Below are 23976 nucleotides of genomic sequence, written 5' to 3'. Positions count from 1 at the left end.
ATCGTATCGGAACGATCGTTACAGTGGTGTTCCCGCGAGCACGGGTCGGTCGACGAGCGCCCCGCTGACGGACGTGACGCCGCCGTCCGCGGTCGCGACCAGCCGCCCGCGCAACCAGGTCTCGGTGACGCTGCCCCGCGCCTCCAGGCCGGCGAACGCCGAGACGGGGTTGCGGTGCGCGAGCCCGGCCGCGTCGACGACCGCCGAGGCGGTCGGGTCGAACACCGCGAAGTGCGCGAGTGCGCCCGGCGCGATGCGCCCGCGGTCGGCGAAGCCGGCGAGCCCCGCCGGGCCGGTCGTGAAGTGCGGCAGCAGCTGCTCGAACGCGACACCGCGGCGCTGGGCCTCCGTCCACACGGCACGGAAGCCGACCTGCAGTCCGGCGATCCCGCCCCAGGCGGTCCCCCAGTCGTCGGTCTTGAGGTCCGCGGTGGAGGGCGAGTGGTCGGACACGATCATGTCGATCGTCCCGTCCAGGACCCCGGCCCAGAGCGCGTCGCGGTTGGCGTCGTCGCGGATCGGCGGGCAGCACTTGAACTCGGTCGCCCCGTCGGGGATCGTGCCGGCCTCGAAGGCGAGGTAGTGCGGGCAGGTCTCGACCGTGATCCGCACGCCGTCGTCCTTCGCGGCGCGGATCATCGGCAGCGCGCCGGCGTCCGACAGGTGCAGGACGTGCACGCGAGCGCCCGTCTCGCGGGCACCCTCGACCACTCGGGCGATCGCGGACCGCTCGGCGTCGACCGGGCGGGTGGCGAGGAAGTCCTCGTAGCGTCCGCCGAGCGCCGCGTGGTCGACCAGGAACTCGGGGTCCTCGGCGTGCACGATGAGCAGGGCGTCGATGCGGGCGACCTCCTCGATCGCCGCGCGCAGCTGCGGTGCGTCGAGGTGCGGGAACTCGTCGACCCCGGACGGCGCGGTGAAGCACTTGAAGCCGAACACGCCGGCGTCGTGCAGACCGTCGAGCGACCCGAGGTTCGCCGGGACGGCACCGCCCCAGAACCCGACGTCGACGGCGACGCGGCCCGCGGCGCTCGCGCGCTTGACCTCGAGCGCCTCGACGGTCGTCGTCGCGGGGATCGAGTTGAGCGGCATGTCGATGATCGTGGTGACGCCACCGAGTGCGGCTGCACGGGTCGCCGAGGCGAAGCCCTCCCACTCGGTGCGGCCGGGCTCGTTCACGTGCACGTGCGTGTCGACCAGGCCCGGGAGCAGGACGTGCGCATCGGGCACGGCGCGGTCCTCGACGGCGTCGATGGGCTCGTCCACGGCCACGACGGCGTCGACCCGCCCGTCGCGGACGACGACGGCTGCGGGTCGGAAGGCGCCGTCGATCCAGGCGCGGCCGGCGCGCAGGACCAGGTCAGCGGGCGCGGGTGCGGCCGTCGTGTCGCCGGCGGGGCCCTGGAGGCGCGTCATGCGCCCGCCCCGACCATCGGCCGGCGTTCGAACCCCGAGAGCAGTCCCGCCATCGGCTTGGCCGGGGGTGGCGCGTACTCGCCGCGTCGCCCGGTCGTGAGCCCGAGGCGCACGAGCGACTCGGCGAGCACGGTGGCCGCAGCGACACCGTCCACGACCGGCGCCCCGACGGCCCGGGACACCTCGGCGCAGAAGTCCGCCATGCCGGCGCAGCCGAGCACCACGGCGTCGGCGCCGCCGGCGAGCACGGCCCGGCACTCCTCCACGACGAGTGCCCGGGCGTCGGAGTCCGGGTCCTCCAGGCGGAGCACGGGGACCTCGCACGCCCGGACCTCGGTCACGAGCGACGCGAACCCGTACCGTTCGGCGAGCTCGTGCGCCCGGCCGGTGGTCCGGCTCAGGGTGGTCACCACGCCGAACCGGCGCCCGAGCATCGCGGCGGCGTGGAAGGCCGCCTCCGCGATGCCGATGACGGGTCCGGACGCGACCTCGCGTGCCGCGTCGAGCCCGGGGTCCCCGAAGCACGCGACCACGTACGCGTCGACACCGTCCTGCTCGCCGAGCGCGATCTGCTCGAGGAGCCCGGGGACGGCCAGCGCCTCCTCGTAGTGGCTCTCGATCGACGCCGGCCCCATGGTGGGGTTGACGGCCTCGACGATCGTCCCGGGCCCGGCGACCGCGGCGGCGGCGCTGCCGATCGCCGCGGTCATCGAGGAGGTGGTGTTGGGGTTGACGACGCGGATGCGCATCGAGTTCCTTCCGGTGGTGCGGGTGGTGCGGGTGGTGCGGGTGGTGCGGCTCGGTCGGTCAGGCCCGGCCGACCGCGGCGCCGTCGTCGACGGACGGGTCGTCGGCGGCCAGCACGGGCATGCTCGGACGCAGGCGCTCCATCCCGACGAAGACGACGAGGCCGAGGGCGCACCCGATGAACCAGCTGTAGTTCGACAGCCACGGGACGACGCCGAGCGCCGACGGCAGGACCGCACTGGCGACCGACACCGCACCGGTGACGACGAGCGTCCAGATGGCGTTCGGGTTGAAGCCCTTGACGTACCAGTACCGGGCCGCGGGGTCCTTCGTGTACATGTCGTCGACCGCGATGCGCTGCTTCGCGACGATGTAGTAGCCGGCGATGAGGATCCCGAACAGCGGGCCGATCAGGGCGCCGAGGACCCCCAGCGTGTACAGGATCGCCTGGTCGTTGCCGTACCAGTTCCACGGGGTGAGGAGGACGGAGCCGACGGCCGCGATCATGCCGCCCGCCCGCCAGCTGATCTTCCGCGGGGCCACGTTCGAGAAGTCGAACGCGGGGCTGATGAAGTTCGCGACGATGTTGATGCCGACGGTCGCGGTGACGAAGGTCAACCCGCCGAGGAGGATCGCGAACGGCGCCCCGATCGCCTGCACGGTCTCGATCGGGTCGGTGATGAGCTTGCCGAACACCGGCACCGTGGCGCTGGCGCAGAGGACGGTGAGCACCGAGAAGAACAGGAAGTTGATCGGCAGGCCCCAGAGGTTGCCGCGCTTCACCGCGTCGAACGACTTCGCGTAGCGGGAGAAGTCGCCGAAGTTCAGCATCGGGCCGGAGAAGTAGCTCACCACGAGGGCGATCGCGGACAGCATCACCGGGATGCTCGCGCCGAACGACAGCGGCGCACCGGCGGACAGTGTGAACGAGATGTTCCCGATGCCGGCACGGCTGACGAGGTAGATCGCGAGGGCGATCATGATGACGTAGACCGCGGGGCCGGCCCAGTCGATGAACCGCCGGATCGCGTCCATGCCCATCCAGAAGAGGGCGCCCTGTGCGACCCACAGGATGGCGTACGAGATCCAGCCGAGCGCGGAGAGCCCGAGGAACGAGTGCTCGAGGAGTCCCGCCGAGGCGGGGATGAACTTGAGGAAGACGATGTTGAGCGACTGGGCGGCGAGGAAGGTCTGCACGCCGTACCAGGCCATCGCGATGAGCCCGCGGATGATGGCGGGCACGTTCGCCCCGAGCACGCCGAACATCGCGCGGTTGATCACCGGGTACGGCACACCGGTGCGCTGGGACGGCTTGGCGACGAGGTTCGCGAACACCTGCACGATGAGGATGCCGACCACCAGGGCGATGAGCACCTGCCAGCTGGCGATGCCCAGGGCGAAGAGCGACCCGGCGGTGACGTAGCCGCCGACCGAGTGCACGTCCGACATCCAGAACGCGAAGATGTTGTAGCTCGTCCAGGTCTGCTTGCGGAGCGGAGCGAGGTCCTCGTTGGTGAGCGCCGGGTCGTACCCGGGGCGGACGACGCCGGCACCGGCGGGTGCTGGTGTCGTGCGGGGGGCGTGGGGCGCGGCGACCGGGGGCTGGATCTCTGTTGCCATGGCGTCCTCCGAAGGAGTGGGAAGGGCGAGCGGTGCCCGCCTCTGCCACGACGCTACGGAGACACTGCGCCCGGCCCGTTACCCCCGTGTAACGGTCGTGTGTCGTGACGTCCGTCCTGGAACGATCGTTCCGACACGGACACCGACACCGATCGCCGTCCGCCCGCTCAGAGCGCGTGCGCCCCGAGGACCGCCCCGGCCGCGTACGTCGCGGCCAGGGCCAGCGCTCCACCAGTCACGACACGGATCGTCGCCCGCGCGCGCGGCGCACCACCGAGCGTGGCACCGGTCGTCCCGGTGGCGGCGAGCGCGACGAGCACCGCGACGACCGTCACCGCCACGCGGGCCGGCTCGGGGCTGAGGAGCATCGCGAGGAACGGCAGCGCGGCACCGGTCGTGAAGGTCGCCGCCGACACCCACGCGGCACGCCACGGGCTCACCACCTCGTCCTCGGCATCGCGGAGCGCGACCGCTGCCCGTCGACGGCGCACCTCGGGTCGGACGAGCTCGTCGGCGACGGCGCTCGCGACGGCCGGGTCGACGCCGAGGCTCCGGTAGTGGGCGGCGATCGTGCCGGCGTCCTCCGACTCCGCCTCGAGCTCGGCCTGGTGGGCGGCCTGGCCGGTGCGCTGGGCGTCACGGGCACCGCTGACGGACACGTACTCGCCGAGGGCCATCGAGACCGCACCGCCGACGAGGGCCGCGGTGCCCGCCGCGATGACCGGACCGGTCCCCGCGCCGGCTCCCGCGACGCCGACGAGCACCGCCGCGACCGAGACGATGCCGTCGTTGGCCCCGAGCAGGCCGGCGCGCAGCCAGTTGAGCCGGGCGGCGCTCGTGGCGTCGTGGTCCGTGGAGGGCAGGACGAGGTCCGCAGCGGTCGACATGCGAGTCAGGATGCCACTCGGCGCGGGTCGGCGCCAGCATGGTGAGGCTATCCTGATCAGGGGTTTTCGGATGAGGGCAGCCTCACCTCACCGGTCTGCGGCGTGCGGGAAGCCGCATCGGCACCGCACCCTCGACACCCGGGCGGAACGTGCGGGCGCCCGGATGTCAGGATCGGCCCATGAGCGCGGGAATCAGGATCGACCACGTGGGCGTCACGGTGCCGGACATCGATGCCGCCACGGCGTTCTTCGAGGCGGCGTTCGACGCCGTCGTGCTGTACGACATGCGCTGCCGCACCGAAGAACCGAACGCGACGGCCGAGGCGCACCGCTACCTGGGGATCCCGTCGACGATGGCACAGGGCGCGATGCGGATGCTCGCACTGCCGGACGGACCGGGTCTCGAGCTGTTCGAGTACCACGGACCGGACCAGCACCGTCCCGTGCACCCCGCGGACCTCGGGTGGCAGCACCTCGCGATGTACACGGACGACCTCGACGGCACGCTCGCCCGCATCGAGGCGGCCGGGGGCACCCGCAACTCGGATCCTCGGGACCTCCGCGGCCTCGAGGTCGGCGAGGGGAACCGGTTCGTGTACACCCGGACCCCGTGGGGCTCGACGCTCGAACTCGTCTCCTACCCGACGCCGCAGCCGTACCTGCTCGTCGCACCACGGGCAAAGTGGGCGCCGTGGCCGAGCGCGGCGGACGCGCTGCCCGTTCCCCAGCCGGAGCCGGAGCCGGAGCCCCAGCCGTCCTGACGGGTCAGTCGTCGGCAGCGACGACACCCTCGGCAGCGTCGACGCCGTCGGCGACCCAGACCCGGGTCGGCCGACCGCTCAGTGCGTGCGCGAAGGGGTCGCCCACGGGACGGAACCCCGCGCTGCGGTACAGCCGGAGCGCCGGCGCGTTGTCGTCCAGCGCGTGCAGCAGGGCTCGGCGGTGGCCCGCGGCTCCGGCCTCGGCGACGGCTCCCAGCAGCAGGGACCGTCCGAGTCCGTGCCCCTGGGCCCGCGGGTCGACGGCGAGGAGCGAGAGGTAGGCCGCGTCCTCCGGGTCCCCCGGACGCCCCGTCCCCGGAGCGGTGACGAGCGCGAACCCGGCGATCGCCGCGGCCGCACCACGGACCGGCTCCGTCGACGCCACGACGAGCGCGACGCGGGGCACCGCGAACTTCGACCGGGCGCGTTCCCGCACCGCGTCCGACTCGGGCACGCCGTCACGGGTCGCGACGGCGCGCGTCCACAGGTCGACGCACGCGGTGGCCTCGTCCTCGACGGCGGCTCGCACGACGAACGAGGACCCGATCACCCGTTCAGCGTACGGCTGCGGACTGCCCCACCCGGAACGACGCCCCGCGGTGCTCCGCCGGCAGCCGGTCACCGCGGCCGTGGAGCTTGTGCCGCAGCGATCCGGGCTCGTAGCCCTCGGGGTAGACGCCGCGGGCACGGAGCTCCGGCACGACGAACTCGATGACGTCCTCCCACGTCCCCGGGGTCACCGCGTAGGCGAGGTTGAACCCGTCGACGTCCGTCTGCTCCTGGATCTCGACGAGCCGGTCGGCGATGGTCGCCCCGCCGCCGACCGCGACCGGGCCGAGGCCGCCGATCGCCGTGTGCCGCGCGAGGTCCCGGATCGTCCACTTCGACCCGTCGGACCCGGTGGCCGCCGCGATGTTCGCCGCCGCGGACTGGATCGCGTTCGACTCGACGTCGCCGAGCGGCTCGTCGAGGTCCCACTGCGACAGGTCGACGCCCATCCAGCCGGAGTTGAGCACGAGCGCGCCGAGCTCCGAGGCGTAGGACAGGTAGTCCTCGTACTTGGCCTGGGCGAGCTCGTCGGTGGCGTCGGTGATGACGGTGAGCAACGTGTAGACCCGGGCGGCGTACCGGTCGCGACCAGCAGCCTCCAGGGCGTCACGGACCTTCCGGACGGTCGACGCGAGCTGCTCGACGGTCGGTGCGCCCACGAACACCGCCTCGGCGTTCTCGGCCGCGAACCGGATGCCGCGCGGCGAGGCCCCGGCCTGGTAGATCACGGGCGACCGCTGGACCGACGGCTCGGACAGGTGGATGCCCGGGACGTCGAAGTGCGTGCCGTGGTGCTCGATCGGGTGGACCTTCGCGGGGTCGGTGAAGACGCCGGTCTCGCGGTCCTCGACCACGGCGTCGTCCTCCCACGAGCCCTCCCACAGCTTGTAGAGGACCTCGAGGTACTCGTCGGCGACGTCGTACCGGTCGTCGTGCGAGAGCTGGTCGGTCTGCCCCATGTTCCGCGCGGCACTCGGCAGGTACCCGGTCACGACGTTCCAGCCGATGCGGCCCTTCGTGAGGTGGTCGAGCGTCGAGATGCGCCGGGCGAACGGGTACGGGTGCTCGTACGCGGTCCCCGCCGTGATCCCGAAGCCGAGGTGCTCGGTCACCGACGCCATCGCGGACACCAGCAGGATCGGGTCGTTCACGGGGACCTGCGACCCGGTGCGGAGCGCGGCCTCGTTCGAGTCGCCGTAGACGTCGTAGGTCCCGAGCACGTCGGCGATGAAGATCCCGTCGAAGTTGCCCCGCTCGAGCAGCTGCGCGAGGTCGGTCCAGTACGACAGGTCGTTGTAGTGCCGGGACCGGTCCCGCGGATGCCGCCAGAGCCCGGAGGACTGGTGCGCCACGCAGTTCATGTCGAAGGCGTTGAACCGGATCTGACGGTGCTCGCTGCTCGTGCTCACGAGCGTGACGGTACGTGCCGTCCCGGGGCGGACGGCGCAAGGTGACGAACCGTGACGTGGGACTGCGGGCCGGGAGGGACGGTGCGGGCCCGCACCGCGCCTCCGGGACCGCAGACCGGTCGCGTCAGGAGCGCGTGGTCGCCTCGCGCGCGGCCGCCTCGGCCGCGACCCACGCGAGCATCCCGCACTTGACCCGCATGACGAACTTCGAGACGCCGTGGAACGCGACGAGGTCCTCGAGCACGTCCTCGTCGGGTTCGCCGGCGCCGCGGGACCGCATCATCGTGCGGAACTCCTCGGTGAGCGCGAGCAGCTCGGGCACCGTGCGACCGACCGCCATGTCCGTGAGGACCGACGCCGACGCCATCGAGATCGAGCAACCGTCGCCCTGCCACGCGAGACCGGCGATGCGGTCGGTGCCGGGCTCGAGGCGCACGCGCACGGTGATCTCGTCGCCGCAGGTGGGGTTGCGCTCGAAGTGCTCGGCGTCGGCGTCGGGCAGCTCGCCGTCGCCGTGCCGGGCCTTCGCGTGGTCGAGGATGACCTGCTGGTAGAGGGAGTCGAGGGCGCTCATGCGATCGCTCCGAAGTAGTCGCGGACCTCGCCGACGGCCGTGAGGAACCGGTCGACGTCCTGCTCGGTCGTGTAGACGTACGTGCTCGCGCGGCTGGTGGCGACGAGGCCGAGCCGACGGTGCAGCGGTTGGGCGCAGTGGTGGCCGGAGCGCACCGCGATGCCCTGCGCGTCGAGGTACTGCGAGACGTCGTGGGCGTGCACGCCGTCGACGTCGAACGACACGAGACCGGACCGCGGCACGCCGGCGGGCGGACCGACGACGTGGACGCCCGGGATCGCGGCGAGTCCGGTGAGCATGCGCTCGGCCAGGTGCTCCTCGTGCGCACGGACCCGCTCCATGCCGATGCCCTGCAGGTAACGGACCGCCTCGGCGAGCGCCACGGCCTGCGACACGGGCTGGGTGCCGGCCTCGAACCGCTCGGGTGCCGGCATGAAGTCGGTGTGCTCCATCGTCACCGTGGTGATCATCGAGCCGCCGGTCCGGAACGGAGGCAGGGCGTCGAGCAGTTCGTGGCGGCCCCAGAGCACGCCGATGCCGTTCGGCCCGAGCATCTTGTGCCCGGAGAACGCCGCGAAGTCGACGCCGAGCGCCTGCACGTCGAGCGGCCGGTGCGGTGCGGACTGGCAGGCGTCGAGGACGACGAGGGCACCGTGCGCGTGGGCGGCCGCGACGACGGCGGACACCGGGGCGACCATGCCGGTGGCGTTCGAGACGTGGGCGAAGGCGACGACCTTCGTGCGGTCGGAGACCAGGGCGACGGCGTCCTCGGCCGTCCAGGTGCCGTCGTCCGCGACGGGGACCCAGCGGAGCGTCGCACCGGTCAGCGCGGCGAGCTCCTGCCACGGGACGAGGTTGGCGTGGTGCTCGGCCTCGGTGACGAGGACCTCGTCGCCGGGTCCGATGCGGAAGCGCTCGGCGTCCGGTCCCCCACGGCCGCGGCTGGCGTTCGCGATGCCGTACGCCACGAGGTTGAGGGCGTCGGTGGCGTTCGCGGTCCACACGACCTCGGACGGTGACGCGGCCCCGACGAACCCGGCGACGGTGGCACGGGCGTCCTCGTACGCGTCGGTGCTCAGCGCGGCGAGGGTGTGCGCGCCGCGGTGCACGGCGGCGTTGTCGTGCTCGAGGAAGCGTCGCTCGGCGTCGAGCACCTGGCGGGGTCGTTCGGCGGTGGCCCCGGAGTCGAGGTAGGCGAGGGGGAACCCGTTCACCTCCTGCTGGAGGATCGGGAAGTCCCGTTTGATCGCCTCGACCTCGGACTCGGTGAGCGGTTGGTTGGGCGCCACGACAGTCACCACACAATGGTGGTCTGCTCGCGGCCCGGAGTCCAGTCGGACGGGTACCGCTGACGGCGAACGGCCCCGGACACGTGGTCCGGGGCCGTCCGTACGGTGCGCGGGAACCGCGTCACTCGTTGCCGATCTGCTTGTCCGCGGCGTCACGGGCGCCGTCGATCTTGTCGTCGTACTTGCCGCCCGTGGCCTTCTTGACGGCGTCGGCGACACCGCCGAGCACCTTGTCGCTGATGTCCTCGGCCTTCTCGCTCTTCAGGGCGTCCTGGACCTTGTTGTCCTGCAGGAAGTCCTGGGCCTTCTTCGTGATGTCGTCGAACCCCGCCATCGGTTGCTCCTCGTCGCCGGTACGGGGCCCGGTGCCCCGTCGTGCGGCCGATCGTAGGCCGGTGGCACGCCGGGTGTGCCGGATCGTGACGAAGTGTTCACACCATCTGCGCGCTGCGTCGGCGGGCGAGCACGTAGCCGACGGCGACCGACCCGGACACCGCCAGGAGCGAGGGGATGAGGATGTCGGTCCCCTGCTGGGTGAACTCGACGACGAGCACGAGGGCCGTGAAGGGCGCCCGCATCGTCGTCGCGAGGAAGGCTGCGGCGCCGATGAACGCGAACGCCGTGAGGCTCGGCCCGTCGGTCGGCCAGAGCAGCAGCCAGAGGCCACCGAGTCCACCGCCGACCGCGGAGCCGATCGCGATCGACGGGGTGAGCGTGCCGCCGACGGCCCCGGCACCGATCGTGGCCGAGGTCGTGATCGTGCGGATGACACCGAGCGCGAGCAGGAACAGGATCGGCGAGAGCCCGGCGACGGAGCCGTCCTCGAGCGAGGCGTTCATCGCGAGGACACCGAGCGCCCGCCCGTTGCCGAGGATCTCGGGGAAGGGCACGGCGATGAGCCCGACCATGGCGAAGACGACGGGCAGCACGACGATGAGCCGCCACCCCTTCGGCGCGAGGCCCTGCAGCCGGTTCGTGAGCTTCACGAAGCCGACGCCCGCGAACCCGAGGACCGGCCCGACGATCACCGCCCAGACGAGCAGCGACGACGAGAGGTGCATCGCCGGCACGTGGTAGAGCACCTCGTCCGGGATCACGAGGCGTGCGACGAACGCCGCGACCGCACTCGTCGCGAAGGCCGGCAGCGCGGTCGCGAAGGTGAGCTCGCCGAGCAGCACCTCGACCGCGAACAGGGCGCCCCCGAGCGGGACGTCGTAGACCGCGGCCAGACCGGCGGCGGCACCGCAGGCGACGAGGATCTTCGTCTCGCGGGCGGTCAGGCCGGCCCGTGCCGTCACGAGCTGGGACAGCCACGCCCCGATCTCGCGCGGCGCCACCTCCTTGCCGATCGAGGCGCCGAGCCCCACGGCCAGGATCTGCACGCCCGCGTTCGCCACCGTCGCGAGGGCGGGCATCCGCTTCCCGCCGACGGCTGCGGGCACGGAGACGACCGGGCGGCCCCAGCGTCGGAGCGCCCACCAGGCGACGCCGGTCAGGAGGCCGGCGGCGACGAGGGCGAGGAAGCGGTTCAGGGCACTCGGTGCGTCCGCGGCCTCGAGGTGGCCGCCGAACGGGTACCCGAACGCGACGAACTGGATGAGCTGCAGCGCGAGCCACACCGAGATGCCGGCGATGCCGCCTGCCACCCCCACCAGTCCGGTGACGACGGCGAGCTTGAGTGCCCAGACCGGGGTCGCACGTGTCGCGTGTCCAGGGTGCGGCATGACCGGAAGCCTATCGGCACACCGGCACCGCCCCCGCGACCGGGCGGACGCTGCCGGGCCGAGCCGCGCCTCCTGGGCGGTGGCCGCACCCGCTGCCGTCAGACGGCCGTGAGCCGGTACGGCACCACGCAGTCGGCCGGCACGAGCGGCGGCTGCAGGCCGACCGTCTCGAGCGCGCGCCCGCGGAACAGCCGGTCCCCCGACCACCACGGGGGCGGCACGATGCCGTGCCCGTCGCCGACCACGACCGGGTCGACCCGGTACGCGGTGTCCGGGTCGAGGTCGCGGAAGGTGACGCGGCCGGTTCCCGACACCTCGGACCGGCCGGTGCTGACGAAGAAGAACAGCGCCTGCTGCTTGTCGGCGGCGACCGTGCCGGACACGAGCCGGGTCTCGTCGACCTCGTCGACGCGCACGAGGTCGCCGCCGTGCAGCAGGCCCCGCCACTCCTTGTGGAGCGCGATCCACTCGGCGAGCGCCGTCTCCTCGGCGTCCGTCGCCTGCGCGAGGTCCCACTCGATGCCGAAGTGCCCGACGATCGCGGTCCCGGCACGGAACGCCAGGTCGTGCACCCGGCCGGTCGTGTGGTTCCGGCCGCTCGCGACGTGGGAGCCGAGCAGTTCCGGGGGCAGGAGCTGCTGCGTCCACCGGTGCATCTGCTGGCGCTCGAGCGGGTCGATGTCGTCCGACACCCAGACGCGGTCGGTGTGCTCGATCACGCCGAGGTCCACGCGGGCGCCACCCGACGAGCACGACTCGATCTCGAGCGCCGGGAACCGCTCCTTCAGCGTCGCCATGAGCCGGTACGCCGCCAGGGTCTGCTCGTGGACCGCTGCGCCGCCGCCGGGGTGGCCCGCCTCGACGAGGTCGCGGTTGTGGTCCCACTTGACGTAGTCGACGCCGTACTCGCCGATGACCGCGGTCATCCGCTCGAGCAGGTACGCGAACGCCTCGGGGATCGCGAGGTTCAGCACCTGCTGGTCCCGGGACCGCACCGGCAGGCGACCGTCCGCCTGCAGGATCCACTCCGGGTGGGCTCGGGCGAGGTCGCTGTCCTCGTTGACCATCTCGGGCTCGAACCACAGGCCGAACTGCATGCCGAGCGCCCGCACCCGGTCGACGATCGGACCGAGGCCGTCCGGCCAGACGTCCTCGTCGACGTACCAGTCTCCGAGGCCGGCGTGGTCGTCACGACGGTGCCGGAACCACCCGTCGTCGAGCACGTACCGCTCGACCCCGAGCCGTGCGGCGCGCTCGGCGAGGTCGGTCAGTCGGGCGAGGTCGTGGTCGAAGTAGACCGCCTCCCAGACGTTGAGCGTCACCGGGCGGGGCGTCCTCGGGTGCTGCGGGCGGCTGCGGAGCCACCGGTGGAATCGGCGGGCCTGATCGTCGAGGCCGTCCCCGTACGCGGCGTACACCCACGGCCCCTCGTAGCTGTCCCCGGTGCCGAGGCGCACCTCGCCGGGGAGCAGGAGTTCGCCGCCCCCGACGACCTGGCGGCCGGTGGCGAGGCGTTCCGCGAGGTGCCGGTGGTTGCCGCTCCACGCCGTGTGCACGCCCCAGACCTCGCCGTGGGCGAAGCCGAACCCGGGGACGCCGACGCTCAGGACCGTGGCGGCGTCGGCGCCCGTCCGGCCCTTCCGGCCCTCGCGCTCGTGGGTGCCGACGACGAGCTCGCGGCGCTGCGGGGTGCGTTCCTTGCCCCAGCGGCCGGCGAAGTCGAGGACCTCGCGGGCGTGCGACGGGACCGGGAGGGCCGGGGTGAGGTCGTCGACGGTGTAGGTGCCGGCGGCCGTGTTGGTGACGGCGGCGCGGGTGCGGACGAGGCCCGAGGGGAGCATCTCGACGGTGAGGCGCAGGGCGAGGCCGGCGGTGGCGTCCACGGCGTGGGCGGTGACGGTGCCGGGGGCGGGGGTGCCCGTGTCGGCGGTGCCCGCGGTGCCGGCGGCGGCGGTCACCTCGAGCTCGGTGACCGTGAACGCCGGGGACCAGTCGCGCCCGTCCCGGTGCCCGGACAGCCCCGGTCGCCCGGTCCACCCCCGGTGCGGCTCGGGCAGGATCGCCAACCGGACCGGCACGTCCGCCTCGTTCGGCGCGACCGGTGCCACGTCCGCCTCGGCCAGGGCAGCGAGCTCCGCGTCGTCGAGCGGACCGAGCGCCGCGCCCCAGTGCACAACCGCGGGCAGGGCACGGTCGCGGCAGTCGAGGACGAGGGAGACGCCCCCGGCGGTCAGGTGGACGAGGTCGTGCGGCATCGGTGCTCCAGTCGGCGGGGACGTCCCGAGCCTGGCGGGTCCGGGTGTCCGTCCGCAAGCCGGGGCGCGCGGTCGAACACGTCAGAACCAGCGCTTGACCTTGAACACCACCCACAGGACCGCCGCGAACACGATCATCGCCACGATCGACAGCGGGTACCCCCACGTCCAGGAGAGCTCGGGCATGTGCGTGAAGTTCATGCCGTAGATCGCCGCGATGAGCGTCGGGGCGAAGAGGATCGCCGCCCAGCCCGAGATCTTCTTCGTGTCGTCGTTCTGCTTCTGCGCCGCGAGGGTCGAGTCGACCGTCAGCGCGTTCTGCAGCAGCTGCCGGAACGTGTCGAGGCGCTCCACCGTGCGGATCGCGTGGTCGAGCACGTCGCGGAACCGGCGCTGCATCTCCACCGGGAGGTGGTACTTCTCCGCCCCGCGGTGCAGGTTCTCGATGATGTGGATGAGCGGTCGGGCGGCGCGCTGGAAGTCCACGACCTCGCCGAACAGCTCGTAGATGCGACGGGAGACCCCGGCCTCGCCCGCGAAGAGCTGGTCCTCGATCTGGTTGATGTCCTCCTCGAGGCCGTCGATCACCGGCACGTACCCGTCGACGATCGAGTCCATCAGGGCCCAGAGCTGCGCCTGCGGGCCCACCGTCACGAGTCCCGGCTTGCCGCTCATCCGCTGGAGTGCCCGCGGGACGGTCTGCTTGCCACGGGGGTCGGCCTTCACGACCACGAGGAAGAAGTCCTCCCCGACGAAGGCGTGCACCTCGCCGAACGCGACCTCCTCCTGCTGGTCGTTGTACAGCGCGGGCTTGAGGACCACGAAGAGCGTCGAGCCGTAGCGCTCGAGCTTCGGGCGCTGGTGCCCCTCGGCGGAGTCCTCGACCGCGAGTTCGTGCAGGCCGAGGGCGACCGCGACGTCGCCGAGCTCCTCGGCGTCGGGCTGGTGGAGCACGATGCACGCGCTCGCTCCCTGGTCCTCGAGCATGCGGAAGGTGTCGTCGAGCGAGGGACTCGGGATCGGGGCGATCCGGTCGACGTAGACGGTGTTCAGTTCGACAGACACGTCACCACCGTACGCAGGGCGAGCGTGCGGGGGACGGACGCGACCGAGGTGCGGGCCAGGAGGCGCGGGTCGGGCCCGCACCGCGCCTCCAGTCCGGCCCGTCCCCCGTCTGCTGGACGTGCGCTGCGCGCCGGGCCCGGCCACGCGCCTACGGTGCAGGTCATCAGCATGCTGACGAAAGGGGCTGACATGAAGAGGATCTGGAAGCGGATCGCAGTCGCGGTGAGCGCGGTCGTCGCGGTGGTCGGCGCGTTCGTCGGCTCGGGAGCTGCCGGCGGGACGCCGATCCAGGACGCTGCCGGCGGAGCACTCTCGGCCTCGTCGACGGCGATCGCGCCGGACGGGCCGGCCTTCTCGATCTGGAGCGTCATCTACGTCGGGCTGCTCGCCTACGCGATCCGCCAGTGCTTCCGCACCGCCGACGACGACCGGCACGCGCGGCTGACCGTGCCGGCGGTGCTCTCGCTCCTGCTCAACGCGGCGTGGATCCTGAGCGTGCAGTTCGGGTTCCTGTGGTCGAGCGAGCCGATCATCGTCGCGCTGCTCGCCGTGCTGGTGTGGACGTTCGTGCTGCTGCGGCGGTCGACGCCGTCCGGGATCGTCGAGGCGATCGTCACCGACGGCACGTTCGGGCTCTACCTGGGGTGGGTGTGCGTCGCGACGGCGGCGAACACGGCCGCGGTGCTGACGGCCGCGGGCTTCCGGGGCTTCGGGCTGTCGCTGGACGTCTGGGGCGTGGTGATCGCGCTCGTGGCCGGGCTCGTCGGGGTGCTCCTCGCGGTGTGGGACCGGGGACGCCTGGCGCCGACGGCGTCGCTCGCGTGGGGGTTGGCGTGGGTCGCGGTCGCTCGGCTCGACGGGCCGCTCGTGTCGACGCCGACCGCGGTCGCGGCGGTGGTGGCCGCGGCTGCGGCGGTCGTCGTGACGCTCGTGGTGCGGGCTCGCGCGGGGTGGCGCGGCGCGGCTGCGCCGGCGCGCGTCGCGGCCGCCTGAGCGGCGCGCCGCGCGGGCCGCGCGGGGGCAGCCGAGACTCGGCTGGGCGGACACCTTCGCGGGCTGGGCGCCGCGAAACCGTCCGTCGGGCCGAGTCTCGGCGGAGCGGCGCGCCGCGCGCGGCGCGCGGCGCGGCGGCGCGCCCGCGCTCAGCGCGCGGCGGCCGCCAGGCCGTGCGCCGCCGCCACGGCGGCGTTCACGACCTGCCCCGCGTGCACGTTCACCCCGAGCGCCAGGGCCGGGTCGGCAGCGGTCGCCGCCTCCCACCCCTGGTTCGCGATCGCCACGGCGTAGGGCAGCGTCGCGTTCGTCAGCGAGATCGTCGAGGTGCGAGGCACCGCTCCCGGCATGTTCGCCACGCAGTAGAAGACGGTGTCGTGCACGGCGAACGTCGGGTCGTCGTGCGTGGTCGGGTGCGAGCCCTCGAAGCACCCGCCCTGGTCGATCGCGATGTCGACGAGCACCGACCCCGGCTGCATGTCCGCCACCATGGCGTCGGTCACGAGCTTCGGCGCCGAGGCCCCGGGGATGAGCACCGACCCGATGACGAGGTCGGCCTCGCGCAGGGCCGAGGCGATCGCGTGCGCCGAGGACCGCAGCGTCGTGATGCGTCCGTCGAACCGGGCGTCCAGCGCGCGCAGGCGCGGCAGGCTGATGTCGAACACGGTGACCTCGGCGCCGAGGCCGAGCGCCATCGTCGCCGCGTGCTCGCCCGCGACCCCGCCGCCGATCACGACGACGCGGCCCTTCGGGGTGCCGGGCACGCCGCCGAGCAGGAGCCCGCGCCCGCCGTTCGCCCGCATCAGGTGGTTCGCGCCGACCTGCGCCGACAACCGCCCGGCGATCTCGGACATCGGCGACAGCAGGGGCAGCGACCGGTCCGGCAGCTGCACGGTCTCGTACGCGATCGCCGTCGCTCCGGACTCGACGAGCGCATCGGTCAGCGGCCGGTCCGCGGCGAGGTGCAGGTAGGTGAACAGGACCTGCCCGGGTCGGATCGAGGCGTACTCGGCGGCGACCGGCTCCTTGACCTTCAGGATCATCTCGGCGCGCGCCCAGACCTCGGCGGCCGTCGGGACGATGGTGGCCCCGGCCGCGGCGTACTCGGCGTCCGGGAAGGACGACCCGTCACCGGCTCCAGACTGCACGAGCACCTCGTGTCCGTGCAGCGCCAGCTCGGCGACACCGGCGGGTGTCGCGGCGACGCGGAACTCGTTGTTCTTGACTTCGGTGGGGACGCCGATCAGCATCACTGACTCCTTCGTGGGCGGTGCGCGTTCGACACCCACGATGCGCCGAGGTTCGTTACAGGACTGTTTCGGCCGAACATCTGAGCAATGTGACCCGGTTCCGTGCGCCGAGATTCGGCGTCAGAACACCTTGCCCGGGTTGAGGATCCCCGCGGGGTCGAACACCCGTCGGATCCCCCGCTGCAGCTCGAGCACGTCGTCGCCGAGCTCGTCGCCGATCCACCGCCGCTTGAGCACCCCCACGCCGTGCTCCCCCGTCAGCGTCCCGCCGAGCTCGATCGCCGCCCGGAACATCGCGTCGGCCGCGTCCCACACGTGCTGCGGCACCTCGTCGCCCTCGAACACGAAGTTCGGGTGCAGGTTGCCGTCACCGGCGTGCGCGACGGTGGGGATCGCGATGCCGTACTGCTCCCCGATGGCCTCGACGCGCGCGAACATCTCGGCGAGCCGACTGCGTGGCACCGCGACGTCCTCGATGAGGACCCGGCCACGCGCCTCCATGGCCGGGTGGAACGACCGGCGGATCGTCAGCAGGCGGTCGCGTTCCGCCGCCGACCCGGCCAGGTGCACGGTCCCGCCCTCGGCCTGGAGGCGCGGCACGGCTCCGAGCGCCGCCTCCGTCGCACCCGGCCCGTCGTACTCCACGAGGAGGAACACCCCGCCCGCCGCGGTGCTCCCCACCGTCTCGGCGATCACCTGCGGCCCGAGGTGGGCCGCGATCCCCTCGAGTGCTGCGGCGTCGAGCAGCTCGACAGTCGACGGACGCTCTGCCCCGGCGACGACGGACGCCGCGGCGCGGGCGGCGGCCTGGACGGTCGGGTACACGGCGCCGAGGGTGGCCGGCTCCCCCGCCGGGATCGGCACGAGCCGGACGGTCGCGCCGACGATCACCCCGAGCGTGCCCTCCGACCCGACGAGCAGCGCCGTGAGGTCGAGGCCGGTGACGCCCTTGACGGTGCGGTGCCCGGTGGCGACGAGCCGCCCGTCCGCGAGGACGACGTCGAGGCCGAGCACTGCCTCTCTCGTGACGCCGTACTTCACGCACCGCAGGCCGCCGGCGTTCGTGGCGATGTTCCCGCCGACGCTCGCGATGGCCGCACTCGCCGGGTCCGGAGCGAACCGCAGGCCGTGTTCGGCGACGGCTGCGTTCAGGTCGCCGTTCAGCACGCCGGGCTCCACCACGGCGTACTCGTCCTCCGTCGAGACCGCGACGATGCGGTCCATGCGCGCCACGCTCAGGACGACGGTGCCCTCGGTGCCGTTCGCCCCGCCTGCGAGCCCGGTGCCGGCGCCACGCGGGACGACCGGGACGCCGAGCCCGGAACACGTCCGGAGGGTCGCCTGCACGTGCTCGACCGTCCGGGCCTCGACCACGGCGACGGGGCCACCCGGGGCGATCCAGCCGGACTTGTCCGTCCGTGCCGCGTCGAGCACACCGCGCTCCGTCCGGACGAGCACGCCGTCCGGGTCGGCGAGCGCGGAACGGAGGGCGGTGACGACGGTGTCCATCCCGCCACGCTACCGAGCGCGGAGGGACTCGCTCGGCAGTTCCCCGAACCGCGCCCGGTACGTGGCCGAGAAGCGCCCGAGGTGCCCGAAGCCCCACGCCCGGGCGATGTCGGCCACCGAGGTGTCGTCGCGATCGCCACGAAGCAGGTCGGCACGGGCACCGTCGAGCCGGACGCTGCGGAGCAGGTCGCCCGGCGTCTGGTCGAGGTGCCGGCGGAGGGACTGCTGCAGACCACGCGGGCTGAGCCCCGCCGCCGCGGCGATCTCCGGCGTCCCGATCGCGTCGCGCGCGTGCTCGTGGACGTACTCGAGCGCACGGCGGACCCGCTCGTGCTCGGGCCCGCTGCCGGTGACCGTCGTGCGCCAGCGGCTCCGCTCGGGGAAGGCCGCGACCGCCGCTTTCGCGAACGCCTCGGCGATGTCACGCTGCGTCACCGCACTGAGCTCGTGCCCGACGTCCAGCCAGGTCGACGAGTGCGCCCGAACCACCGACTGCCACGCCCGCATGCCGTCGGCGGTCGGTCGGCGGAGCGCTTCGAAGGCGAAGTCGTCCTCGCCGACGATCGAGCGCACGAACGCGGCGTCGAGGTGCACCAGGTTGAGGCCGATGTCGCGGTGGTGCAGTTCGTACGTGTCGGCGAAGGGCAGCACGACCGGGACGCCCGGTTCGAGCTCGTGGGAGCTCCCGCCGTACGTGATCGTGCTCGACCCGCTGCGCATCCAGGCGACCAGGAACGCGTCGTCGACACGGCTGTCGCTCCGCAGGTCGACCAGGAAGCGCGAGGACCGGAGTGACAACAGCTCGTCGCCCACTCCGGCGAAGTCCCAGCGGGTGTCGCGGTGGGTCCGTCGGACCGCGGGCGAGCGGAAGTCGTAGTCCCCGGTGAAGAAGGCGAGCGCCTGGTCGACGTCGGTGCCGGCGATCCGCCGCGAGTACCGCGTGTCCCCGACGCTGCAGGCGTCACCGGAGTGGCGGGTGTCCATCGTGGCAACCATGGTCGAGAACCTACGGGGCACCACCGACAAACCGGACCGCGCCCCCGGGGTCAGGGCTGCAGGATCGCCTGCCCGACGCTCTCGTCGAGGATGAGGTCGGTGATCAACCCGGCGGCGAGGGCGCCCTTCAGCGACGCGGCCTTCGAGCGTCCTGCCACGACGCAGACCCGGCGCGGCGCACGCTTGATCGTGTCGAGGTCCGGAGCCCCGGCGCGGGCGTTCACCCCGATGTCCTTCCACGAGCCGTCCGCGCGGTAGAACACCGTCGAGACGTCACCGACGACCTGGGCCTTGGTCAGCTCGTCGCGGTCGGACGGGTCGAGGTACCCGCCGGAGTACACGTGCGAGGGGACCGGGGCCTGGGGCGCTCCGACACCGAACACGACGAGGTCCATGCGCTCGTGCAGGTCGAGCACCCGGCGGATCGAACGCTCCCGGAAGAGCGCCTGCTTCGTGGCCGGGTCGTCGAAGAACGCCGGGACCGGGAACTGCTGCACGAACGCGCCGTACGCCTCGCCGAACCGCCGCAAGATCTCGGACGCGTAGACGATGCCCGTCGTCCGGGTGTTCGCGGCGCCGTTGATCTGCACCACCGTGGAGCCGTGCGTGGTCTTCGGCACGAGGTAACGGCTCACCGCGCTGACGGTCGAGCCCCACGAGATCCCGATCACCATGTTCGACTCGACGTACTGCGTCAGGATGCGCGCAGCGGACAGGGCGACGCGTTCGAGTCGGTCGACGTCACTCGTGTGGTCCGGCACCGGCACGACGTGCGCGTGCACCCCGAAGCGGGATCGGATGCTCCGGCTGAGCGCCGCGGCCTGGTCGAGGGGCGAGCGGATCTGGATGTCGACGAGTCCGGTGTCCCGCGCGTACTTCAGCAGGCGGGAGACCGACGACCGCGAGGTGCCGAGTTCGTCGGCGATCGCGTCCATCGTCAGGTCCTGCAGGTAGTACAGATGCGCGGCGCGCAGCGCCTGCTGCGTGCGCATGGGCTGCGCTGCGTCACTCATGGGAACCGAGCATGCACGGACGTGCACGGCCTCTGCAACCCCTGTCGCGCCTCCCGACCCTCGATCGGCCCGGCCGGACACGTGTGCTGCACGTTCGTGCACGCGAGTTGCCCGCCTTCTCACGGAGGCGCACGATCGATGTCGAACCACCACGGAACCCACGAAGGAAGCGACGCAGCAATGTCGAAGAAGACGCAGCCCCGGAACACGGTGAACGCGCTCACGGAGCGCCCGAATGCACAGGTCCTCGTGGTCGGTGGCGGCATCAACGGCATCGCCACCTTCCGCGACCTCGCCCTGCAGGGGGTCGACGTGGCCCTCGTCGAGCGCGGCGACTACGCCTCGGGCGCGTCCGCCGCGTCGAGCCACATGATCCACGGCGGCATCCGGTACCTCGAGAACGGCGAGTTCCGCCTCGTCCGCGAGAGCGTGCAGGAGCGCAACGGCCTCATCCGCATCGCCCCGCACTACGTCAAGCCGCTGCAGACCACGATGCCGATCTTCTCGACGTTCTCGGGCATCATGAACGCCCCGCTGCGGATGCTCACGCACAAGCAGCGCTCGACGAAGGAGCGCGGTGCCGCGCTCATCAAGATCGGCATGACGATCTACGACTCCTTCTCGCGCGACGGCGGTTCGGTCCCGAAGCACCGCTTCCTCACGAAGAAGGCCGCACTCGCGGACATGCCGGCGCTCAACAAGGACCTCAAGTACACGGGCACGTACTACGACGCCTCGGTGCACGAGCCGGAGCGCCTGGCGCTCGACGTGCTCAAGGACGGCCTCGCCGCGGGGACGGGCGAGGGCGCGGCGTCGACCGCCCGTGCGGTGAACTACGTCGAGGCCGCCGGGACCCGCGACGGTGGCGTCCTGCTCCGCGACCGTGAGACCGGCGAGGAGTTCGTCTTCACGGCGGACGTCGTCGTGAACGCGTCCGGCCCCTGGACCGACCTCACGAACCAGGCGTTCGGCGGCGAGACGAAGTTCATGGGCGGCACGAAGGGCTCCCACATCGTCGTCGACAACCCCGAGCTGCTCGAGGCGACGAAGGGCCGCGAGCTGTTCTTCGAGAACAACGACGGCCGCATCGTGCTCATCTACCCGCTCAAGGGCCGGGTGCTCATCGGCACGACGGACATCGACGCCGACCCGGCGAAGCCCGTCACCACCACCGACGAGGAGATCGACTACTTCTTCGGCCTGGTGGCGCACGTCTTCCCGCAGATCGCGCTCACCCGCGACCACATCGTCTACAGCTACTCCGGCATCCGCCCGCTCCCCCGGCACGAGGACACCGCCCCCGGCTTCGTCTCGCGTGACTACCGGATCGTGGACACCCCGATCGCCGGGCTGCCGCGGACCACGGTGCTGTCGCTCGTCGGCGGCAAGTGGACCACGTTCCGCGCCCTCGCCGCGCACCTCTCCACCGACGTCACGACGAAGCTCGGCATCACCCGGACGGTCGACACGACCGGCATGGCGATCGGCGGCGGCAAGGACTTCCCGACCACGGACGCCCAGCGCGCCCTCTGGATCAAATCGCACCGCGACGGTCTCGACGCATCCGTCGTCGAGGGACTGCTCGAGCGCTACGGCACCCGTGCCGCCGAGGTCGTCGACGTCCTGGTCGACGGACCGGTCGAGCCCCTCGAGTCGGACCCGGCGCTGACCCGCGCCGAGGTCGCGTACTTCGCGGAGCACGAGCAGGCCGTGCACCTGGTCGACGTGGTGCTGCGCCGCACGAACCTCGCGTTCGTGGGCGGCGTCACGATCGACCTGCTCGACGAGCTGGCCGACGTGCTCGCCGGGTCGCTCGGCTGGACGCCCGAGGAGCGTGCGGACGAGGTCCAGCAGACGCTCGACGTCCTGCGCGAAGCGCACCGGGTGATCGTGCCGCTGACGTCCGCCTCGCAGCTCGCGTAGTCCGCGCGACCGACCACGGACGGGAGGCGCGGTGCCAGCTGGCACCGCGCCTCCCGTCTGTCTGCTGGTCGCGTCAGAACCGCTCGCCGGTCGGGTCCTGCGCCGTCCGGTCGATGAGCTGCTCGCCGCCGACGGGCTCGCCCTCCCAGTCGACGAGGCGCCAGCCGTCGTCGAACGACCCCTCGAGCTCGACGATCCCGGTGTTCTCGAGGTGGCGCTTCGTGCCGAAGTGGTCCGGCGTGTTGTGGGCCGCGGCACTCGCCCACGTCCGGATGGCGGCTCCGTGGCTGACCGCGGCCGCCACGTCGACACCGGTCTCGAGGATCTGCCGGACCGCGTCGTCGTAGCGCGCGAAGAACTCGGTCCCGCTCTCGGCTCCGGGCATCCGGGTGGTGCGGTCCCCGAGCGACCAGCCGTGCACGGTCGAGATGTACGTCTGCACGGACACCTGGTCGCGCTTGCCCTGGGTGTCGCCGGCCTCGATCTCGCGGAGGCCCGGCAGCACAACCGGCTCGAGGCCGAGCGACGTGGCGAGGGGCGCCGCGGTGATCTGCGTGCGGACCATCGTCGAGACGAACAGCCGCTCGATCCCCCGGTCGGCGAGCGCTGCCGGCAGGGCATCGGCCTGCTGCTGCCCGAGTTCGGTCAGGCCCGGTCCGGGGACGACGGCGTCGAGCACGCCGTTCACGTTCGCTGGGGTCTGGCCGTGGCGGATGAGCAGCAGTCGCATGGAGCCACCCTACGGAACGCCGGTGACGTCACCCCTGCCGGGTGTTCCACCGGGGGTTCTGCTTGTTGATGACGTAGACACGGCCGCGGCGGCGGACCACCTGCGACCCCGGGATCTTCTTGAGCGCCTTGAGCGAGTTGCGGACCTTCACGAGCGACCTCCTGCGTCAGTGTCCTCATTGTTGAGAACGATGATCATGTACATTAGCCGACATGCGTCCCGCCGCCATCACCCTCGTCTCCGCCCTGCACGACGTCGACGCCGACCGCGTGGCCGTCCGGCTCACGACCGGTCACCGGATGCACGCGCCCGCGAACGCCGTCGCCGCGGTCCGGGCCGTCGCCGACCGCGCCGAGCACCTCGACCGGGTCTGCGGGCCGGATGCCGACCACGGACTCGTCGTCACGCTCCCGCCGGGCGCCGACACCCGGGCGGTGGGGATGATGCTCGCCAACGCCGCGCGCGCGGAGACGGGCGACGACCGGGTGCTCCGCCACGTGGTGAGCGTGCTGCGCGCCGACGACGTGGCGCACCTGCTCTGGTCCGAGGTCGACGACGCGTTCGTCGCGGCCGACCGCGTGGCGTCGCTCGTCGAGTACGCCACGGTGATCGTCCTCGACCGGGTCGGCCCGGTGCCGCTGGAGCGCCGCCGCGGTCTGCTCGCGCTGCTCCACCGGTTGGCCCCGCAGGCGGTCGTCGTGGCGCTCTCGTCGATCCGGAGCGCGGCCGACCTGCCCGCGTCGAACGGCGGGGCGGCGCGGGTCCTCGCCCAGGGAGCGGGATGGATGCGGGCGCTCTCGGGCTCGGTCGGACGGGACCCGCGGGACGGCCTGGTCGCGCTGCGCTACCGGGAGCCGCTGCCCTTCCACCCCGGCCGCCTGGCGTCGGTGATCGAGCGGGAGCTGGCCGCGGGGCGGAACGGCCGGGTGCTGCGGTCCCGGGGGTTCTTCCGGCTCGCCTCCCGGCCGGACCACGTCGGGTCGTGGTCGAGCTTCGGGGCGATGCTGGCGCTCGACCCGACGGCGAACCCGTCGTGGGACGCGGACGCGCCGATCGGTCAGGCGCTCTGGTTCGTCGGCGAGCGGTTGGACGTGCCGGCGATCGAGCGGGCGCTGGACGGGGCGCTCCTCACGCCGGACGAGCTGCTCGCGGGGCCGGAGGTGTGGCGCACGTGGGCCGACCCGTTCCCGGTGTGGCCGGCGCTCGACCCGTCGGAGGAGCACCGGCACGAGTGACGCCGCTGCGTCCGACCCCGAACGACATCCT

The 23976-nt window shown here is 72.7% G+C and carries 22 protein-coding genes; 4 read left to right on the top strand and 18 right to left on the bottom strand.

Annotated features, from left to right (window positions below; translation table 11 throughout):
* Window positions 1-18: 18 nt before the first annotated feature.
* The 4 genes from allB to J2X60_RS01605 form a co-directional block, all read right to left on the bottom strand.
* On the bottom strand, window positions 19-1416 hold the full coding sequence (allB, locus tag J2X60_RS01620) for an allantoinase AllB (protein ID WP_309886313.1): 1398 nt from the start codon (window positions 1414-1416) through the stop codon (window positions 19-21).
* Window positions 1413-2165, bottom strand: a complete 753-nt coding sequence (locus J2X60_RS01615) for an aspartate/glutamate racemase family protein (RefSeq protein WP_309886312.1) — start codon at window positions 2163-2165, stop codon at window positions 1413-1415. The genes allB and J2X60_RS01615 overlap by 4 nt, the downstream gene beginning before the upstream one ends.
* 58 nt (window positions 2166-2223) lie before the next feature.
* The gene (locus J2X60_RS01610; RefSeq protein ID WP_309886311.1) at window positions 2224-3783 is read right to left on the bottom strand and encodes an NCS1 family nucleobase:cation symporter-1; all 1560 of its coding nucleotides are present in this window, start codon (window positions 3781-3783) and stop codon (window positions 2224-2226) included.
* 167 nt (window positions 3784-3950) lie between these two features.
* Complete coding sequence (locus J2X60_RS01605; RefSeq protein WP_309886310.1) at window positions 3951-4670, bottom strand: VIT1/CCC1 transporter family protein; 720 nt, start codon at window positions 4668-4670, stop codon at window positions 3951-3953.
* A gap of 179 nt (window positions 4671-4849) precedes the next feature.
* Here J2X60_RS01605 and J2X60_RS01600 point away from each other — a divergent pair, with 179 nt between their 5' ends.
* Window positions 4850-5431, top strand: coding sequence for a VOC family protein (locus tag J2X60_RS01600; protein ID WP_309780121.1), 582 nt, complete (start codon window positions 4850-4852; stop codon window positions 5429-5431).
* Window positions 5432-5435: 4 nt separating this feature from the next.
* On the opposite strand, the gene J2X60_RS01595 is transcribed toward J2X60_RS01600, so the two are convergent.
* The 8 genes from J2X60_RS01595 to J2X60_RS01560 all read right to left on the bottom strand — a co-directional run bounded on the left by J2X60_RS01595 (window position 5436) and on the right by J2X60_RS01560 (window position 14296).
* A complete protein-coding gene (locus tag J2X60_RS01595) occupies window positions 5436-5981 on the bottom strand; it encodes a GNAT family N-acetyltransferase (RefSeq protein WP_309886309.1) in 546 nt (181 codons plus the stop codon).
* Window positions 5982-5985: 4 nt separating this feature from the next.
* Entirely contained in the window at window positions 5986-7389 is a 1404-nt protein-coding gene (locus tag J2X60_RS01590) for an LLM class flavin-dependent oxidoreductase (RefSeq protein WP_071294584.1), read from the bottom strand.
* Window positions 7390-7513: 124 nt separating this feature from the next.
* Window positions 7514-7963 (bottom strand): Fe-S cluster assembly sulfur transfer protein SufU, encoded by a 450-nt coding sequence (gene sufU, locus J2X60_RS01585; RefSeq protein ID WP_092386206.1) that lies wholly within the window; start codon window positions 7961-7963, stop codon window positions 7514-7516.
* The gene (locus J2X60_RS01580; RefSeq protein ID WP_309886478.1) at window positions 7960-9252 is read right to left on the bottom strand and encodes a SufS family cysteine desulfurase; all 1293 of its coding nucleotides are present in this window, start codon (window positions 9250-9252) and stop codon (window positions 7960-7962) included. Before J2X60_RS01580 ends, sufU begins: the two co-directional genes overlap by 4 nt.
* Before the next feature lie 121 nt (window positions 9253-9373).
* A complete protein-coding gene (locus tag J2X60_RS01575) occupies window positions 9374-9586 on the bottom strand; it encodes an antitoxin (RefSeq protein WP_070418268.1) in 213 nt (70 codons plus the stop codon).
* Between the two features lie 97 nt (window positions 9587-9683).
* Window positions 9684-10976 carry a chloride channel protein gene (locus J2X60_RS01570; protein ID WP_309780124.1) on the bottom strand — a complete coding sequence of 431 codons (1293 nt, stop codon included), beginning with the start codon at window positions 10974-10976 and terminating at the stop codon, window positions 9684-9686.
* 98 nt (window positions 10977-11074) lie between these two features.
* The gene (locus tag J2X60_RS01565; protein ID WP_309886308.1) at window positions 11075-13231 is read right to left on the bottom strand and encodes an alpha-galactosidase; all 2157 of its coding nucleotides are present in this window, start codon (window positions 13229-13231) and stop codon (window positions 11075-11077) included.
* 81 nt (window positions 13232-13312) lie between these two features.
* Window positions 13313-14296 (bottom strand): magnesium and cobalt transport protein CorA, encoded by a 984-nt coding sequence (locus J2X60_RS01560; RefSeq protein WP_309780126.1) that lies wholly within the window; start codon window positions 14294-14296, stop codon window positions 13313-13315.
* 189 nt (window positions 14297-14485) lie between these two features.
* On the opposite strand from J2X60_RS01560, the gene J2X60_RS01555 reads away from it, so the two are divergent.
* A complete protein-coding gene (locus tag J2X60_RS01555; RefSeq protein WP_309886307.1) occupies window positions 14486-15289 on the top strand; it encodes a tryptophan-rich sensory protein in 804 nt (267 codons plus the stop codon).
* A gap of 149 nt (window positions 15290-15438) precedes the next feature.
* Here J2X60_RS01555 and ald read toward each other — a convergent pair whose 3' ends face one another.
* The 4 genes from ald to J2X60_RS01535 all read right to left on the bottom strand — a co-directional run bounded on the left by ald (window position 15439) and on the right by J2X60_RS01535 (window position 20057).
* On the bottom strand, window positions 15439-16539 hold the full coding sequence (gene ald / locus J2X60_RS01550) for an alanine dehydrogenase (RefSeq protein ID WP_092386195.1): 1101 nt from the start codon (window positions 16537-16539) through the stop codon (window positions 15439-15441).
* Window positions 16540-16659: 120 nt separating this feature from the next.
* Window positions 16660-18048, bottom strand: coding sequence for an FAD-linked oxidase C-terminal domain-containing protein (locus tag J2X60_RS01545; RefSeq protein ID WP_309886306.1), 1389 nt, complete (start codon window positions 18046-18048; stop codon window positions 16660-16662).
* 9 nt (window positions 18049-18057) lie between these two features.
* Window positions 18058-19044, bottom strand: a complete 987-nt coding sequence (locus tag J2X60_RS01540; protein ID WP_309886305.1) for a helix-turn-helix domain-containing protein — start codon at window positions 19042-19044, stop codon at window positions 18058-18060.
* 50 nt (window positions 19045-19094) lie between these two features.
* Window positions 19095-20057, bottom strand: a complete 963-nt coding sequence (locus J2X60_RS01535; RefSeq protein ID WP_022905765.1) for a sugar-binding transcriptional regulator — start codon at window positions 20055-20057, stop codon at window positions 19095-19097.
* Between the two features lie 180 nt (window positions 20058-20237).
* Here J2X60_RS01535 and J2X60_RS01530 point away from each other — a divergent pair, with 180 nt between their 5' ends.
* A complete protein-coding gene (locus tag J2X60_RS01530) occupies window positions 20238-21980 on the top strand; it encodes a glycerol-3-phosphate dehydrogenase/oxidase (RefSeq protein ID WP_309886304.1) in 1743 nt (580 codons plus the stop codon).
* A 73-nt stretch (window positions 21981-22053) separates the two neighbouring features.
* On the opposite strand, the gene J2X60_RS01525 is transcribed toward J2X60_RS01530, so the two are convergent.
* Both J2X60_RS01525 and ykgO read right to left on the bottom strand, forming a co-directional pair.
* Complete coding sequence (locus J2X60_RS01525; protein WP_309886303.1) at window positions 22054-22710, bottom strand: histidine phosphatase family protein; 657 nt, start codon at window positions 22708-22710, stop codon at window positions 22054-22056.
* A gap of 28 nt (window positions 22711-22738) precedes the next feature.
* Complete coding sequence (ykgO, locus tag J2X60_RS01520; RefSeq protein ID WP_022905672.1) at window positions 22739-22861, bottom strand: type B 50S ribosomal protein L36; 123 nt, start codon at window positions 22859-22861, stop codon at window positions 22739-22741.
* A 61-nt stretch (window positions 22862-22922) separates the two neighbouring features.
* On the opposite strand from ykgO, the gene J2X60_RS01515 reads away from it, so the two are divergent.
* A complete protein-coding gene (locus J2X60_RS01515; RefSeq protein WP_309886302.1) occupies window positions 22923-23945 on the top strand; it encodes a GTP-binding protein in 1023 nt (340 codons plus the stop codon).
* Window positions 23946-23976 lie beyond the last annotated feature (31 nt).

The sequence above is a fragment of the Curtobacterium sp. 320 genome (genome assembly GCF_031455235.1).
Lineage (GTDB): Bacteria > Actinomycetota > Actinomycetes > Actinomycetales > Microbacteriaceae > Curtobacterium.
The sequence above is the reverse complement of the archived record's forward strand: the minus strand, read 5'-3'. Positions and strand labels throughout refer to the sequence as shown.

Bases quoted from the DNA above. Each gene is read 5' to 3' on its own strand.
- J2X60_RS01545 (WP_309886306.1), bottom strand. From the start codon at position 18,048: ATGGACACCGTCGTCACCGCCCTCCGTTCCGCGCTCGCCGACCCGGAC.
- sufU (WP_092386206.1), bottom strand. From the start codon at position 7,963: ATGAGCGCCCTCGACTCCCTCTACCAGCAGGTCATCCTCGACCACGCG.
- J2X60_RS01600 (WP_309780121.1), top strand. From the start codon at position 4,850: ATGAGCGCGGGAATCAGGATCGACCACGTGGGCGTCACGGTGCCGGAC.
- allB (WP_309886313.1), bottom strand. From the start codon at position 1,416: ATGACGCGCCTCCAGGGCCCCGCCGGCGACACGACGGCCGCACCCGCG.
- J2X60_RS01525 (WP_309886303.1), bottom strand. From the start codon at position 22,710: ATGCGACTGCTGCTCATCCGCCACGGCCAGACCCCAGCGAACGTGAAC.
- J2X60_RS01615 (WP_309886312.1), bottom strand. From the start codon at position 2,165: ATGCGCATCCGCGTCGTCAACCCCAACACCACCTCCTCGATGACCGCG.
- ald (WP_092386195.1), bottom strand. From the start codon at position 16,539: ATGCTGATCGGCGTCCCCACCGAAGTCAAGAACAACGAGTTCCGCGTC.
- J2X60_RS01535 (WP_022905765.1), bottom strand. From the start codon at position 20,057: ATGAGTGACGCAGCGCAGCCCATGCGCACGCAGCAGGCGCTGCGCGCC.
- J2X60_RS01565 (WP_309886308.1), bottom strand. From the start codon at position 13,231: ATGCCGCACGACCTCGTCCACCTGACCGCCGGGGGCGTCTCCCTCGTC.
- J2X60_RS01540 (WP_309886305.1), bottom strand. From the start codon at position 19,044: ATGGTTGCCACGATGGACACCCGCCACTCCGGTGACGCCTGCAGCGTC.
- J2X60_RS01530 (WP_309886304.1), top strand. From the start codon at position 20,238: ATGTCGAAGAAGACGCAGCCCCGGAACACGGTGAACGCGCTCACGGAG.
- J2X60_RS01515 (WP_309886302.1), top strand. From the start codon at position 22,923: ATGCGTCCCGCCGCCATCACCCTCGTCTCCGCCCTGCACGACGTCGAC.
- J2X60_RS01610 (WP_309886311.1), bottom strand. From the start codon at position 3,783: ATGGCAACAGAGATCCAGCCCCCGGTCGCCGCGCCCCACGCCCCCCGC.
- J2X60_RS01605 (WP_309886310.1), bottom strand. From the start codon at position 4,670: ATGTCGACCGCTGCGGACCTCGTCCTGCCCTCCACGGACCACGACGCC.
- J2X60_RS01575 (WP_070418268.1), bottom strand. From the start codon at position 9,586: ATGGCGGGGTTCGACGACATCACGAAGAAGGCCCAGGACTTCCTGCAG.
- J2X60_RS01555 (WP_309886307.1), top strand. From the start codon at position 14,486: ATGAAGAGGATCTGGAAGCGGATCGCAGTCGCGGTGAGCGCGGTCGTC.
- J2X60_RS01570 (WP_309780124.1), bottom strand. From the start codon at position 10,976: ATGCCGCACCCTGGACACGCGACACGTGCGACCCCGGTCTGGGCACTC.